Annotated in this window: 14 protein-coding genes; 6 read left to right on the top strand and 8 right to left on the bottom strand. The window is 62.6% G+C overall.

Translation table 11 applies throughout. From position 1 onward, the window contains the following. Positions 1 to 116: 116 nt before the first annotated feature. Positions 117 to 719, bottom strand: coding sequence for a superoxide dismutase (locus N1937_RS05405; protein WP_138387752.1), 603 nt, complete (start codon positions 717 to 719; stop codon positions 117 to 119). Between the two features lie 225 nt (positions 720 to 944). Here N1937_RS05405 and N1937_RS05400 point away from each other — a divergent pair, with 225 nt between their 5' ends. The 3 genes from N1937_RS05400 to N1937_RS05390 all read left to right on the top strand — a co-directional run bounded on the left by N1937_RS05400 (position 945) and on the right by N1937_RS05390 (position 2,922). Beyond that, a complete protein-coding gene (locus N1937_RS05400) occupies positions 945 to 1,271 on the top strand; it encodes a hypothetical protein (protein WP_017963494.1) in 327 nt (108 codons plus the stop codon). Positions 1,272 to 1,378: 107 nt separating this feature from the next. Further along, complete coding sequence (locus tag N1937_RS05395; RefSeq protein WP_170278327.1) at positions 1,379 to 2,032, top strand: class I SAM-dependent methyltransferase; 654 nt, start codon at positions 1,379 to 1,381, stop codon at positions 2,030 to 2,032. A gap of 158 nt (positions 2,033 to 2,190) precedes the next feature. Next, entirely contained in the window at positions 2,191 to 2,922 is a 732-nt protein-coding gene (locus N1937_RS05390) for a sulfite exporter TauE/SafE family protein (protein WP_170278328.1), read from the top strand. A gap of 17 nt (positions 2,923 to 2,939) precedes the next feature. Here N1937_RS05390 and N1937_RS05385 read toward each other — a convergent pair whose 3' ends face one another. Continuing rightward, positions 2,940 to 3,284 (bottom strand): nuclear transport factor 2 family protein, encoded by a 345-nt coding sequence (locus tag N1937_RS05385; RefSeq protein WP_170258883.1) that lies wholly within the window; start codon positions 3,282 to 3,284, stop codon positions 2,940 to 2,942. Positions 3,285 to 3,712: 428 nt separating this feature from the next. On the opposite strand from N1937_RS05385, the gene N1937_RS05380 reads away from it, so the two are divergent. Beyond that, positions 3,713 to 4,954, top strand: coding sequence for a multidrug efflux MFS transporter (locus N1937_RS05380; protein WP_260057795.1), 1,242 nt, complete (start codon positions 3,713 to 3,715; stop codon positions 4,952 to 4,954). Positions 4,955 to 4,957: 3 nt separating this feature from the next. Here the strand turns inward: N1937_RS05380 and N1937_RS05375 are convergent, their stop codons facing one another. Continuing rightward, a complete protein-coding gene (locus N1937_RS05375) occupies positions 4,958 to 5,572 on the bottom strand; it encodes a TetR/AcrR family transcriptional regulator (RefSeq protein ID WP_260057794.1) in 615 nt (204 codons plus the stop codon). A gap of 115 nt (positions 5,573 to 5,687) precedes the next feature. Between N1937_RS05375 and gstA the strand changes: the two genes are divergently transcribed. Further along, positions 5,688 to 6,371: a glutathione transferase GstA gene (gene gstA / locus N1937_RS05370; protein ID WP_260057793.1), complete on the top strand. Its 684-nt coding sequence runs from the start codon at positions 5,688 to 5,690 to the stop codon at positions 6,369 to 6,371. 39 nt (positions 6,372 to 6,410) lie between these two features. Here the strand turns inward: gstA and nadE are convergent, their stop codons facing one another. From nadE to N1937_RS05350, 4 genes are all read right to left on the bottom strand, one after another. Further along, on the bottom strand, positions 6,411 to 7,244 hold the full coding sequence (gene nadE, locus N1937_RS05365) for an ammonia-dependent NAD(+) synthetase (protein WP_017963487.1): 834 nt from the start codon (positions 7,242 to 7,244) through the stop codon (positions 6,411 to 6,413). A 331-nt stretch (positions 7,245 to 7,575) separates the two neighbouring features. Continuing rightward, on the bottom strand, positions 7,576 to 8,781 hold the full coding sequence (locus tag N1937_RS05360; RefSeq protein ID WP_260057792.1) for an adenylate/guanylate cyclase domain-containing protein: 1,206 nt from the start codon (positions 8,779 to 8,781) through the stop codon (positions 7,576 to 7,578). A 30-nt stretch (positions 8,782 to 8,811) separates the two neighbouring features. Beyond that, the gene (locus tag N1937_RS05355; protein WP_260057791.1) at positions 8,812 to 10,431 is read right to left on the bottom strand and encodes an MDR family MFS transporter; all 1,620 of its coding nucleotides are present in this window, start codon (positions 10,429 to 10,431) and stop codon (positions 8,812 to 8,814) included. A 127-nt stretch (positions 10,432 to 10,558) separates the two neighbouring features. Beyond that, positions 10,559 to 11,845, bottom strand: coding sequence for an HlyD family secretion protein (locus tag N1937_RS05350; protein WP_260057789.1), 1,287 nt, complete (start codon positions 11,843 to 11,845; stop codon positions 10,559 to 10,561). A gap of 138 nt (positions 11,846 to 11,983) precedes the next feature. Here N1937_RS05350 and N1937_RS05345 point away from each other — a divergent pair, with 138 nt between their 5' ends. Further along, complete coding sequence (locus N1937_RS05345; RefSeq protein WP_260057788.1) at positions 11,984 to 12,886, top strand: LysR family transcriptional regulator; 903 nt, start codon at positions 11,984 to 11,986, stop codon at positions 12,884 to 12,886. A 416-nt stretch (positions 12,887 to 13,302) separates the two neighbouring features. On the opposite strand, the gene N1937_RS05340 is transcribed toward N1937_RS05345, so the two are convergent. Further along, a complete protein-coding gene (locus N1937_RS05340) occupies positions 13,303 to 14,190 on the bottom strand; it encodes a branched-chain amino acid aminotransferase (protein ID WP_260057787.1) in 888 nt (295 codons plus the stop codon). Positions 14,191 to 14,252: the final 62 nt, after the last annotated feature.

Here is a 14,252-nt window from a genome sequence, read left to right as displayed (position 1 = left end):
GATGACAGGGATGTGACGGCTTCGTGTGAAAACGAAACACCCGGCGTTTGAGGCGCCGGGTGTAAAATTCTAAGAGGCTGACGACATCGCCGCCAGGGCGGCGAGCCTGATACCGCTTACTTCGTGGCTGCTTCGTAGCGTTCCAGGACATAGTCCCAGTTGATCAGGCTGTCGACGAAGGCTTCGAGGTACTTCGGGCGAGCATTGCGATAGTCGATGTAATAAGAGTGTTCCCAGACGTCGACGCCGAGGATCGGGGTGGCGCCGTGAACGAGCGGGTTTTCGCCGTTCGGGGTCTTGGAGATTTCGAGCTTGCCGTTCTTGACGGAAACCCAGGCCCATCCGGAGCCGAACTGGGTGGCGCCGGCATTGGCGAAGTCGGCCTTGAACTTGTCGTAGCCGCCGAGATCGGAGGCAAAGGCCGCTTCGAGCTTGCCCGGCAGCTTGTTGCCGCCGCCGCCCTTCTTCATCCACTTCCAGAAATGGATGTGGTTGTAATGCTGGGCCGCGTTGTTGAAGAGGCCGGCATTGGTGCCGAAGGACTTCTTGACGACGTCTTCGAGCGAAAGGTCCGAAAGACCGGCTTCGGCGGCGAGCTTGTTGCCGTTGTCGACATAGGCCTTGTGGTGCTTGTCGTGATGGAACTCCAGCGTTTCCTTCGACATGAAGGGAGCAAGCGCTTCGTAATCATAGGGAAGTTCAGGCAATTCGAAAGCCATGTCAGATCTCCTCTTGGCAATAGATTGCGTCTCGGCAGGTGAGGCGGAACATAGGAGGGGAAAGGGGGAGAGGCAACCGGCGAATTATCAAAAAACGACCCGGCCGGAGGAAAATTTGCCTCAGTTGCGGGTTGGAGTCGTGCGTAGAAATCGCCTGGGCAAATCATTGGGAATACCCGCCCCGAAAACCACTTTGCCTGTTATGGAGATCAACGGAGCCCCTATATGAACAGGAATATAATCCAGCCTCTCGCCGCGGCCGCCCTGCTTTCGCTGGCAGGTGCGGCGCATGCCTCCTCCGATGACGCCTGGAAGCAGCTCGCCGCCGACGTCGAGGCCAAATGCAAGAAGGCGGCGGTCGCGATCGAAAAGCCCAGCGCCACCGTCGATCCCTTCGGCAGCTCGCATTACGGGCTTGCCCTGGTGACAGGCAAGCCGAAGGGCGCCAAGGGGCTGATCGCCCAGATCTGCGTCTACGACAAGCAAAAGAAAACCGTCGAGATCGGCAGCGAGCTGGATGTCACAAAGCTCGGGCTCACGCCGGCGAAATAGGCCGCTATGAGGTTACTTACCGTGCTGGTTTGTGCCTGCGTCACATTTCTGGGGAACCGAAGCCTACGCTCAGGAGTTGAAAGCCTGGGCTTTAGGGAGGTGCAGGCATGTCGGAGCTTCGCAGCAGGGCGGAAGATCAGCAGAAAATCTATCAGCGCTGGGCGCCGGTCTATGACCGGGTCTATCGCGGCATCCTGCGCGACGGCCACCGCAAGCTTGCTGCCCTCGCCGCCGCGGCCGGCACCGATATTCTGGAGATCGGCGTCGGCACCGGCCTGACGCTCGGGCATTACCCACGCCACTGCCGCGTAACCGGCATCGACATTTCCGAACACATGATCGCGCGGGCGCGCGAAAAGGCAAGACGCGAGAAGCTGCAGCATGTGCAGGCGCTTGATGTGATGGATGCGCATGCGCTCACCTTTGCCGACCGGTCTTTCGATGCGGTCTGCCTGCCCTTCGTCATCACGCTGATCCCCGAGCCCGAACGCGCGCTCGACGAATGCGCGAGAGTGCTCAGGCCGGGCGGCGAGATCATCCTTGCCAGCAAACTTGGCGACGGCGCCGGCCTGCAGGGCGTGATCGAGACGGCGGTGGCGCCGCTGGTGCGTCACATCGGCTGGTCCTCCGCCTTCCGTATTCACCGCATCGTCGCCTGGGCCGAGCGCCGCGGTGATTTCGCTCCTGCCGGTATTCTGCCGGTCTTTCCGAACGGCTTCTTCAAGATCATCCGGCTGAAGCAGCACGGAATTGCCGCCTGAGAACGGAAACTTTTTCCCGGCGTCGCGGGTTCTGCCGCATAATTCCTTAAACCGGAATCGACTTAAGGAGTTATGCGGCAATTCAAAGTGTTACAACGTCCTTTGCGCGTCTAAAGACGCGCGGCGCTGTAATGCTACCGTTTGTCTGAGGGGAATGCATGACATTGGATTTCTTCGTCTTCATCGTCGTGGGTTTCTGCGCGCAGATCGTCGACGGCGCACTCGGCATGGCCTTCGGCGTGCTGTCGACGACGAGCCTTCTCGCCTTCGGGGTGCCGGCCGCCAATGCCAGCGCCATGACGCATGTGGCGGAAATGTTCACGACCGCCGCTTCGGGCCTGTCGCATGCCTATCATCGCAATGTGGACTGGCGCCTGGTGGCGCGGCTTGCACCGGCCGGCATGATCGGCGGCGCGATCGGCGCCTATCTGCTTGCCAATATCGACGGCAAGGTGATCGAGCCCTTCGTGTCGGCGTATCTGATCGCGATCGGACTGGTGATCCTCTACAAGGCCTTTCGGCCGCCGCCGAAGCGGGATGTTCGCGACTGGATGGTGCCGCCCGTCGGGTTCTGCGGCGGCGTGCTCGATGCGATCGGCGGCGGCGGATGGGGGCCGATCGTCACCAGTTCGCTCGTCAGCCGCGGCCATGACCTGAAGCGGGTGATCGGCTCGACCAACTTCACCGAATTCGCCGTGACACTGACGATTTCCCTGACCTTCATGCTGACGCTTGGCTGGTCGGAGCTCAATTCGGCGATCGGCCTGATCATCGGCGGCGTCATCGCTGCCCCCTTCGGCGCGATCCTCGTCAAGCGGCTGCCGGTGCGGCCGCTGATGGTGGCGGTGTCGATGATCATCATCGGCACTTCGGCGATGCGGATCCTGTGAAGATCTGCGTTTTAGGGTCACAGATTCCGGCCGAAATAGACATCCACGGATGCGATCTTGTCGCCGCGGAAGCGAAGGCTCTCGATGTTGCGGAAGCTGCCGCCATCCCGTTTTTCGGCGCGGTAGCGGACAACCGCCTCGTCGCCGTCGATCGCGAGGAATTCGATGTCAAAACCTCGGAAGACCGGCTCCTTCGGCCAGCAGCGCTCGAAATAAGTCGTCCGGTCGATGTGGTCGTCACGCGGACTGGAGAAGGTGAAATCCTCAGTCAACATGGCGCCGACGATATCCTTGCGGTCGTCGAGATAGGCGGCGTAGAGATGACGGACGGTCTGTTCTCGGGATGTGCGCATGTCGCTCATGGCAATGTCCTCGGATTAACCGATTGCGTAATGCAATCGGTCTTCTTCTAGCACTTTTGCCTGAGAAGGTCCAGATTGCAGCGGCAATTTCCAAAAACAGGCCGCCGATCCCGGAAGCGCCGTCTTGAAGGACGGGCCACAGCGCGGCTATATCAGCGCGTGCCCGCCCTGGAACGACGGGCGCATCCGCCGCTAAGGCCCATGCGCTCGACATCGAAAGCTCGATCTCAGGACAGATTCACTGCGCCGATCTCCTCGCCGCGGTAAAGAACACATCGTTTCATTAGGCGCGGCGGAACTTCGCTTGCCGCATATTTCCTCAAATCGGAACCGATTTGAGGAAATATGCAGATTTCAATGTGTTAAAGCGTCCTTTGCGCGCCTTAAAAGACGCGCGGCGCTGTAGAATCAATGCCGAGGCCGAGAGAATGACCGATACGCAATTGGACGCCGCCAGCGCCAGGCCGGGCTCGGTCTTCTGGAAGCGCAACCTTACCATCTCGCTGATCGGCTCCTTCACCACGATCGTGGCGATGACGCTGCTGCTTCCCTTCCTGCCGCTTTATGTCGAGGAACTCGGCGTCAGCGATCATGCTGACATCGTGCAATGGTCGGGCATCGCCTATGGCGCCACCTTCTTCGCCGCGGCTCTCGTCGCGCCGCTCTGGGGCCGGCTCGGCGATATTTACGGCCGCAAGCTGATGCTGGTGCGCGCCAGCCTCGGCATGACGCTGGCGATCTCGCTGATGGGCATGGCCGGCAACGTCTGGCAGCTGGTGGCGCTGCGCCTTTTCGTCGGGCTTGCCGGCGGTTATGCCTCCGGCTCGATGGTGCTGGTGGCGACGCAGACGCCGAAGGATCGTTCGGCCTGGGCGCTCGGCGTGCTCTCCTCCGGCATCATGGCCGGCAATCTCGTCGGGCCGCTGATCGGCGGGGCGCTGCCGCCCATCATCGGCATCCGCGGCACGTTTCTTGCCGCCGGCGGCATGATCTTCCTTGCTTTTCTCGCCACGGCCTTCCTGATCAAGGAAGAGAAATCGCCGGCCCGCAAGCAGGCGGCCAAGGCCAGCGGCGGCTGGAAATCCATCGCCGACAAGCGGCCCGTCATCGCCATGCTGGCAACAGGCATGCTGCTGATGTTCGCCAATATGTCGATCGAGCCGATCATCACCGTCTATGTCGCGCAGCTCGTGCCCCTCGAATCCCAGGTGACGATGATATCGGGCATCGTCATGTCGGCGGCTGCCCTTGGCAGCATTCTGTCGGCCTCACGGCTCGGCAAGCTCGCCGACAGGATCGGCCATTGGCCGGTGATTGCAGGCGCGCTCGCCGTCGCCGGGCTGCTGCTGATCCCGCAGGCCTTCGTCACCAGTTCCTGGCAACTGATCATCCTGCGTTTCCTGATGGGTGTGGCGCTCGGCGGGCTGCTGCCCTGCATCGCCTCGGTCATCCGCCACAGCGTGCCGGATAGTGCGGCCGGCGGCATTCTCGGGCTTTCGATTTCCTCGCAATATGTCGGCCAGGTGGCCGGCCCCATCCTTGGCGGCCTTGTCGGCGGCCATATCGGCATGCGGGCGGTTTTCCTCGGCACCTCCGTGCTGCTTCTCGCCGGTGCGGCCTATGCCTGGATAGTGCGGCCGAGCGATGGGGAGACTCGGGACTCGACCTGAGGATTATTGGCGCTCCCCGCAGATCAGTTCGACGCCTGACCGGGCAATCGCCTCCAGCGTCTCGCGGCTGTCGCCGGCGCGGGCGCGAACGGCGAGCGAATGCATGACGGCGGAGGCGAGCCTGGCAAGCATCTGTGGATCGGCGTTTCGGGGAAGCTCGCCCCTTTCGACGCCAAGCCGCACGCGCTTTTCGATTTCGTCGTCGAAATCGTTGAGGCTGCGGCCGAGCACCTCGCGGACCCGCTCATGCTGGACCGCCTCGGCCGATGCCGTGCCGATCAGCAGACAGCCGCGGGCCGCGGTTTCGCCATGCAGATAGATCGCCAGCGCACCGGCATAGACGCGGGCGATATTGTCGCGCAGCGGCAGTGACGGGTCGAGCGCCTCGGCGAGCGTATTCATGCCGTCCTGCCGATAGCCCTCCAGCGTATCGAGATAGAGATCCTCCTTGTCGCCGAAGGCGCCGTAAAGGCTCGGGCGGTTGAGGTTGGTCGCAGCGCTCAAATTGTCGAGCGAGGCGGCGGTAAACCCCCTGTCCCAGAAGACATCCCGCGCCTTACCGAGCGCCGCCTTGGCGTCGAAAGCCCGCGGGCGGCCGCGCTTCTTCTCGTTTTTCATATTTGTACCGTTTCGCATTAAATTCTTGACGAGGGTTATTTTATGCGAAACAGTACAAATGTTCAACACTGTCGGCCGGCGGCATCGACCGCCTCCACAAGGAGAGGAAACCGCAATGAAACTTTATATGCACGCAGCCGCCTGCTCGCTTTCGCCGCACATCATCTGCCGGGAGCTCGGGCTCGATATCGAGCTCGTCCAAGTCGACCGGCAGACCCACAGGACGAGCACCGGCGAGGATTATCTCGCGATCAACGGCAACGGCTATGTGCCGGCGCTGATGCTCGACGATGGCAAGGTGCTGACCGAGGGGCCGGCGATCGTGCAGTTCCTTGCCGACAGTGTGCCCGAAGGGGCAGCCCTTTTGCCTGAGCTCGGCAATATCCGCCGCAACGAGGTGCAATCCTATCTCAACTTCATCACCGCCGAGCTGCACAAGCCGATGGTGCTGCTCTTCAATCCGATTTATTCCAGCGTTCATAGGGAGGTCCGCGCGCTGATATCGAAGCGGCTGACATGGCTGAACGGTCGTCTTGCCGAACCCTATCTCACCGGCGATTCATTCACAGTCGCGGATGCCTATCTCTTCGTCTGCCTGAACTGGTCGCCCTGGACCGATATCGATCTCAAGCAATGGCCGGCGCTGCACGGCTTCATGGCCCGTGTTGCGGCACGGCCGAAGGTGCGCGAGGCGCTGCAGGCCGAAGACCTCGAGGCCTTCGATGCCGACGGCGTCTATTTCGCGCCGCATGCCTATCTCGCTTCGTCAGGACGGACGGGCGAGCCGGTCAGGCCGTAAATCCAGGTCGCGTCCGCGCGCATCCCGCTTGTGCGACCGTCAGAGGGCGCTCACAGCCACCGGCAAAGCGCGCTTGTGGGCGGTCGCCCGATAGGCGGCGAGGATGCGGCGGCGGGCGATCTCGCCGACCGGCTTGCCTTCGAGGAAATCGTCGATCTCGTCATAGCTGACGCCATAGGCCTCCTCGTCGGGGCGCAGCGGCCGCTGGTCCTCGAGATCGGCTGTGGGCACCTTGAACACCAGTTCGTCCGGGGCGCCGAGCCGTTTTGCCAGCAGGCGGACGCGGCGCTTGTTGAGGCCGGCGAGCGGCAGGATATCGGCGGCGCCGTCGCCGAACTTGGTGAAGAAACCCATGACCGCCTCGGCCGCATGATCGGTGCCGATGACGAGGCTGCCAAGCGCCCCGGCAAGGGCGAACTGGGCAATCATCCGCTGGCGCGCCTTGATATTGCCGAGGATGAAATCCTGGCGGCCGGCATCGGCAAAGGCGAGGCCGCCGTTTAGCGCAGCGGCAAGCATCGCATCCGCCGGCGCCTTGATGTTGACCACCATAGAGCGGTCGGCGCCGATCGTTTCCAGCGCCCTCACCGCATCGGCCTCATCCGCCTGGACAGCATAGGGAAGGCGCACGGCGATGAATTCGGCCGCATGGCCGCCTTCCCGCAGCTCGCGCACCGCCTTTTGAGCCAGCAGCGCCGCCGTCAGCGAATCGACGCCGCCACTGATGCCGAGGACGTAGCCGCGCATGCCGGAGGCAACGAGATAATCCTTGAGGAAAGCGGTTCGCCGTTCGATCTCCCGCTCAGGGTCGATATCGGCGGCAACACCCAGTTCGCGGATGATCTCGCCTTGTTCGTCGAACAGCACAGTCATAGGCCTCTTCCTCCCCGCTTACGGAATTTCGGTGTCACTATGGCGAAAAGATGGGGGAGGACGAAGCCGTTTTGGGCAAACCTGCCATGCATTTTATGCAAGTGGGCGTTGGGGTTTTGGGAATGAACTGCCTGACCTCACAGCAATAAAGCTGCCCCTCACCCTAACCCTCTCCCCGTTCTGACGGGGAGAGGGGACGTGCCTCAAGCAACGGTGGAAGGCAATAGAGACGTCGCGGCATATCCCTTCTCCCCGCGAGCGGGGAGAAGGTGCCGGCAGGCGGATGAGGGGCGGACCAGAAATCTGGATTCTGCCAGCTGGGTGGGCTCGCCTACCGCACAATCGTGAATAGCTCGGCCGGATCGGCAAAACCTTTCAGCCTGTGCGACCCGACCGACACCACATCCCCTGCCCCAGCCTCCTCACGGAACGGCGCCGACATCAGCAAGGCTTCTCCGAGTTCGCTGCAGGCGGTCTGGATGCGGCTGACCAGGTTGACGTCGCCGCCGATCAGGGTGAAGTCGAGGCGGCGGCCGGAGCCGACATTGCCGTAGCTGACCTCGCCGTAGTGCAGAGCGATGCCGGCTTTGACACCGATGCCCTCATATTGGAAATGGTCGATCTCATCGAGGATGGCGCGGGCCGATGCCAGGGCCGCGCCGCAGGAATGGGCGGCATCATAACCCGGGAAGAAGGCAAGCACGGCGTCGCCCATGAATTTCAGCACTTCGCCGCCCTCGCGGGTGATGGCCGGTACGATCCTGTCGAAATAGGCGTTCAGCAGCCCGAGCACGGTGCTGCCGGGCAGCCGGTTCGACAGCTCGGTGAAGCCGCGCAGATCGCAGAGCAGCAGCGCTGCCTCCATCGATTCGATCTCGTCGCGGCGGATGCGGCCGGCCAGGATGCGGCTTGCCGTCAGCGGGCCGATATAGGTATCGAGCAGGCTGAGCTCGACCTGGCGAAGGATGCGCAACTCGCTGGTGTTGCGCAGCGCCGGCAAGATTCGCTCGATCACCTGACGCTCGGAGGCGGTGAAGCCGCCCGGTCGCTTCGTGCCGAAGACGGCGGCGCTGACCGGGCCGTCGACATTGCAGAGCGGCGCGATGACGAGCTGCATCAGGCCGCGATCGGCGAAGACATCGATATGCTGCCAGCGGCCATGCACGCTTTCGCCGGTATCGACGACCAGCGGCTCGCGGGTTTCCATGACCTTGCGCAGCGGCGTATTTGATATGGCGACGCGCACGCCGTGTTCCCGATCATGGATCTCGACCGGTTCACCCGGCGCCCAGGCGATGGTGCGGCCGATGAACTCGGGATGCAGGGTCATCAGATGCAGCGTCAACCGGTCGATCGGAAGGCCGAGCGCCTGAAGCCGGCGGCCAAGCCCGGAGACGAGGCCGGCTTCGTCGAGCGCGTGGCATTCGTCGCCGGAGAGCCATTCGATGATGGAGAGCAGTGCGCCGACACTGACGGCATGGCCGGCGGCCTTGGGCTGGAGCCTGTCGATATCGGGGGCATGGATCGCTGGCGTCATGGCTTTCTCCTCCTTGAGGGCCGCAAGGCGCTAGTGAGCGCCGCCGCCGGAGAGTTGACCGGGTTTCCTCAGAAGCAGGCTTGCAAGCAGGGCGACGACCAGGGCCACTCCGAGCAGGAAGAACGTGTCGCTGAAGGCCATGATATTGGCCTGCTTACGTATTTTGAGTGCGATGGCGACGACGGCCTTGTGGCTGGCAAGCGCCTGATCGCTGACACCGTGGCTCATGAAATAGCCGGTGAGCCTGGCGATACGATCGCGGGTGGCTTCCTCGAAGACCGAGACCGAATTGGTCAGGATGTTCGAGTGGAATTGTTCGCGCTTCGACAGGAAGGTCTGCAGCGAGGCAATGCCGACGGCGCCGCCGAGATTGCGCATCATGTTGAAGAGTGCCGAAGCCGAACCGGCATTCTCCTGTTCGATGCCTGCGGTGGCGATCGCCGAGAGGGGCGTGAAGACGAGCGCCTGGCCGATAGCTCGGACGATGTTCGGCCAGAATAGCTGATCGCTCGCGTAATCGCCGGTCATGTGCACGTTCATGAAGTTCGAGGCGGCGAAAAGTGCAAAGCCGATGATGATCAGCAGGCGCACATCGAAACGCTTCATCAGCCGTGGCACCAGCGGAATCAGCAGCAGTTGCGGAATACCGGTCCAGGCGAGAACCATGCCGATCTGCTCGGAATTATAGCCCTGGATGCGGGTGAGATAAATCGGCAGCACGAAAACCGAGCCGTAAAGCGCAATGCCGAGCAGGAAATTGGCGACGATGCCGAAGCCGAAATTGCGGCGCACCAGCAGGCGAAGGTTCAAGAGCGGATGGGCGGTCTTCAGCTCGATGATCAGGAACAACGTCAGCGAGATGGCAGCGATAACAGACAGGCGGACGATGAAATCGGAGCCGAACCAATCTTCCTTGTTGCCCTCCTCCAGGACCGTCTGCAGGGCCGCCAGGCCGATCGCCATGGTGACGATGCCCGGCCAGTCGCCCTTGGCGAGCAGCTTCAGGTTCATCGGCCCGCGATCGAGCGAAGCCCAGAGCATGCCGACCATCAGCGCGCCGGGCACCAAGTTGACATAGAAGATATATTCCCAGCCCCAGTTCTCGGTGAGGTAACCGCCGATCGTCGGGCCGATGGCCGGTGCGAAGGTGGCGGACAGGGCAAAGAGGGCAAGGCCGATCGGCTGCTTGGCCTTGGGCAGCAGCGTGATGATGATGGTGAAGGCCATCGGGATCAGCACGCCGCCGGAAAAGCCCTGAATGGCGCGCAGGATGATCATCTGCTGCAGGTTGGCCGCGAAGGCGCAGGCAACCGAGAAGACGAGGAAGAGGATGGCGTTAGCAAGCAGATAATTGCGGACCGAGAAGACGCGCGCCAGCCAAGCGCTCAAGGGAATGACGACGATTTCGGCGATCAGATAGGAGGTGGAAATCCAACCACCGTCATCCGTGCCGGCGCCGATCGCGCCCTGGATATCGGCCAGCGAGGCATTGACGATCTGGATGTTGAGGACCGCCATGAAGGCGCCGAGCGTCGAGCCGACAACGGCTGCCCACATGCGCAGCGGGCTCAGTGCGGCAGGTGCCACGGGCGCTGGGGCGGCGGGGCGCGCAAGCGCATTGCTGTTTGCGGCGATCTGAAGAGTGGCCATGACCTATCTCCTTCCGGCTCTTGCGGAAAACTTTCTCATGACGGGGTTCGGGTGATCATTCGGGAATGATCGGATCATTCGGGAATGATCGGGAATGATCGGGATAATTGGGCGAACAAGGGTAGGATCATCCAGCGTGGCTGGATAATCCCTCCCCGGCTGTTCCAGGGGCTTGGGCAGGCTTGGTCTCGGCAGCTTCGGTCTGGGCAGCCTTGGTGTCGATTTCGGGCTCGACCGACATGCCCGAGCGCAACAGGACACTCAGAGCCTCATCGTCAATGACGATCTTGACCGGGATGCGTTGGACGATCTTGGTGAAGTTGCCGGTGGCATTGTCCGGCGGCAACAGCGAGAATTCCAGCCCGCTTGCCGGCGAAACGCTGTCGACATGACCCCTGATCGAGATATCGGGAAAGCTGTCGACCTTGATCTCGACCGACTGGCCGGGGCTGATATAGGTCAGCTGCGTCTCCTTGAAATTGGCGACGACGTAGACCGCGTGCAGCGGCACGACCGCCATCAGTTGCGTGCCCGAGGTGACATATTGGCCGACTCGGATCGAGCGGGCGCCGACCGTGCCGTCAACGGCGGCGACGATGTCGGTATAGGAGAGGTTGAGTTCTGCCTGATGGGCGGCGGCGACCGCACGGTCACGCTGGGCAACCGTCTGTTCGCGCTCAGTCTGAAGCACCGGCACCCTATTCTGAGCCGTGACGAGGGCCGCCCGGTCGCGCTCGAGGGCGGCAGCGGCCTGGTCGCGGGCTGACTGGGTCTGCTCGGCGCGAGACTGGGTGCCGGCGCCGTTGGTGATCAGGCGGGCCGAGCGGGCGGCATCGGACACGGCAAAATCCAGCGAGGCCTGCGAGGCATCGATCGTCGCCTTGGCCTGCTCGATCACCGACTGCTGCAGGGCGATCTGGGCGTCGATATTGGTGATGGCGGCTTCGGCTGCCTTCACATCGGCCTTCGCCTGCGACAGTGCGGCCTGGAAGTCGCGATCATCGATGCGAGCGAGAACCTGGCCGGCCTTGACCGCGTCATTGTCGTTGACCAGCACCTGGCTGATGTAGCCGGCAACCTTCGGGGCGACAGTGGTGTAATCGGCCTTCACATAGGCATCGTCGGTGGATTCGATGAAGCGGCCGACCGTCCAGTAGCGGTAGCCGAAATCGCCTGCGAAAGCGACGCCGGCAAGCAGGGCGGCGGCAAGGACGGCGCGCTTGACGATGCGGCGGCCGGTCTTTTTGGGAGTTTCCGCAACCGGTGCTTCGGTGGCCGGTGGTGCAGCAGCCCGCGCTTCGGAGACAGGCATGGGAGCCGCCTCGGCGGAAGGCGCCCTGGCGGCTTCCTCGGCCAGGATCTGCTCGGCTTGCCTCGCACTTTCGAAAACTTGCCTGTGGGGTAACTCGACCATCCTAACTCTCCTTCAGCGTTGGCCTCCTCTGTGAGAGGCCCCGTTCGATGCGAAGGAAAATGCACCCTGACATTCATTTTGATAATCTGCTTAAATCGGGAAGGATCATCAACTCTCAGCGGATAATCCGAGGGCAATATGGATCGGTTGACAAGTCTCACAGTCTTTGGCCGCGTGGTCGAATGCGGCGGTTTTTTCCGCCGCCGCGCGCGGCTCAACATGTCCGTCACTATGGTCGGCAACCACGTGCAATCGCTGGAGGACCGCCTCGGCGTGCGGCTGCTTAACCGCACGACGCGCAAGGTCAGCCTGACGGAAACCGGCAAATATTATTATGAGCGCTCGTCGCAGATCCTGGCCGAACTCGATGAGGCGGACCGGACGGCGGGCGCGCTGAGCACGACGCCGCGCGGCACGCTGAAGGTCTACACCAGTAGCGCCATCGTGCGTTTCCTGCTGCCTGTCGTCAGCGAATTTATGGAGCTCTATCCGTCGATCGCACTCGATTTCAGCGTGGGCGAGCGGATGGTCGACATGATCGAGGATGGATACGACCTGGTGATGCGCACCGTACCGCCGCCGGATTCATCGCTCGTCGCCCGCAAGCTGACGCCCTGGCGCCATATGCTCGTCTGCTCGCCGACCTATTTCGAGAGCCATCCGATGCCGAACACGCCGGCCGAGGTCGCCGACCACAATTGCCTGCAATATGCCTATTACCCCTATGGCGACGAATGGCGCTTCGAGGATGGCGAGGGCAACAAGGAAAGCGTCAAGATCAGCGGCAATGTCGTCTCCAACAGCGCCGAGATGCTGCGCTTCCTGACGCTGACCGGGCGGGGCATCTTCCTGGCACCGAGTTTCGTGGTATTCGACGACATCGCCGAAGGGCGGCTGGTGAAGATCATGCCGGACTACCGGCCGGTCGAATTCAATATCAACGCGGTCTATCCCAACCGCAGCCATCTGCCGACGAAGGTGCGGCTGTTCATCGACCTCTTGGCGGAGAGATTTGCGGAGCATCGGAAGTGGATGACGTGAGCGGAGCGGGGGATTGCTCTCGCATTTTTTTGAATGGGCTCGGGTGTGGCTGGCACCCCCCTCTGCCCTGCCGGGCATCTCCCCCACAAGGAGGGAGATTGGCTGGGCGCGATGGTTTCCCCAAACAACTGGCCGTCACATGAATCGTAAATTGAGGGCGAGGCATGGCTTCTTGCCGACCTCCCCACCTGTGGGGGAGATGCCCGGCAAGGCAGAGGGGGGTGCGGATCTCAGTTCTGCGAGAGGCGGCCGCCCCGGCCCTGCGCTTGCGCTTCGGGCGTTCGTCGCTGCAATCGATTCACTGGATCGATTGCTTCGGCTTCGCCGAACCGCCCCTGCCCTGCGCTTGCGCTCCGGGCGTTCGTCGTTGCAATCGATTCACTGGATCGATTGCTCCCGCTTTGCGGGACCTCTCCTCACTCTTCACTCTCGCTGCGGCCGAAGGCCCAGTCCATGTAGAGTTCCAGCGCCTTGCGGGTGACCGGGCCTTCCTGGAGGTCGCGGCCGTCGAGGCGGATGACGCCGACGACTTTGGAATAGTTGCCGGTGGTGAAGATCTCGTCGGCTTGCATGAAGTCCTCGACGGAGAGCGCTGCTTCATGCACGTCGAAACCGGCCTTGCGCAGCAGACCGATGACGCGGGAACGCGTAATGCCGGCGAGGAAAGTGCGATTGGCGGCGGGTGTCATCACCACGCCGTCCCTGACCATGAAGACGTTCGACGAGGCGGTCTCGACGACGTTGCCGTTGAGGTCGCGCACCAGCGCGTTGTCGAAACCGCGGCTGCGCGCCTCGGCGATCATGCGGCCGCTGTTGGGATAGAGCGAGCCGGTCTTCGCCTCGGTCATCGCCGTTTCCGGCGACGGGCGGCGATAGGGCGAGACGGTGAGGCTGGTGCCGCCATGGCCGCCCATCGGCGCCTCGAACAGGCAGAGCGCGAAGCGGGTCGATTCCCCATCGACCGAGACGACGCTGCCCGGAGAACCGTGTTCGCCCCAATACATCGGCTTGATGTAGATCGGCGTGTCGCCATCGAATTTCGCAACACCTTCCCAGGCAAGTGCCACGATCTCCTCGGCTGATTTCACCGGCTTCAAGCCCATGGCGAGCGCCGAGCGGTTGATGCGCTGGCAGTGCAGGTCGAGATCCGGCGCGATGCCGTCGAACCAGCGGGCGCCGTCGAAGACCGTGGAGCCGAGCCACATGGCATGCGAGGTCGGCCCGATCAGCGGCGGATTGCCGGGCAGCCACTCCCCGTCGACATGAGTCCAAGTGGTTGAACGGGGTGATGTATCGACGGCCATGATGGTCTCCTCCTGAAGCCGGAGAAGGAAAAACCGCCGCGGCAAGCCGGGTCAAGGACAAA

Source organism: Rhizobium sp. WSM4643 (assembly GCF_025152745.1).
GTDB lineage: Bacteria > Pseudomonadota > Alphaproteobacteria > Rhizobiales > Rhizobiaceae > Rhizobium > Rhizobium leguminosarum_I.
This window is presented reverse-complemented; position numbering and strand designations above follow the sequence as displayed.